We start from the raw sequence: 469 nt of genomic DNA, 5'->3' as shown, positions 1-469 counted from the left end.
TTTTATTAAGTTCCCATTTTAAGGGTTCAGTGCCGTTGAATTAATATAGAAATTGTCTTTTTTATAAATTTTTAGCTGGTTGAGCTGTTACTTTTCTTATAATAAGTGCCATTAGCACAAATCCTAGTTCTCTTTTGGCTTTGTTTATTCCTCTTACGGACATTCGAGTGAAACTCATTTTAATTTTATTAGAAGTAATTTAGGTTTGAACCCACCTAAGTGAATATATGAGTTATTTTTTATGCTACAAAATATATTCAGATTTCAATAATGACATAAAATAGGCATCTTTATATTTACCTTTAGTGTAGAATTGCTCTTTGAGTAATCCTTCAGTTTTAAATCCTTGTGACTCGTATATATGAATTGCTTTTTTGTTATCTGCATCAACATATAGATAAATCTTGTGCATGTTTAAAATATCGAATGCATAAATTATCGCTTTTTCGAATGCGAATTTTGCATAACC

General features: G+C 28.6%; 1 protein-coding gene. It reads right to left on the bottom strand.

Features of this window, described 5'->3' with window-relative positions:
* Positions 1 to 244: 244 nt before the first annotated feature.
* Positions 245 to 469: GNAT family N-acetyltransferase (locus HMPREF2953_RS10685; protein ID WP_141754120.1), on the bottom strand; the 225-nt coding region annotated here is incomplete at its 5' end.

The sequence above is a fragment of the Staphylococcus sp. HMSC072E01 genome, assembly GCF_001814125.1.
GTDB lineage: Bacteria > Bacillota > Bacilli > Staphylococcales > Staphylococcaceae > Staphylococcus > Staphylococcus hominis.
Note: the sequence above shows the minus strand (reverse complement) of the source record. Positions and strands in the feature narration are given on the sequence as shown.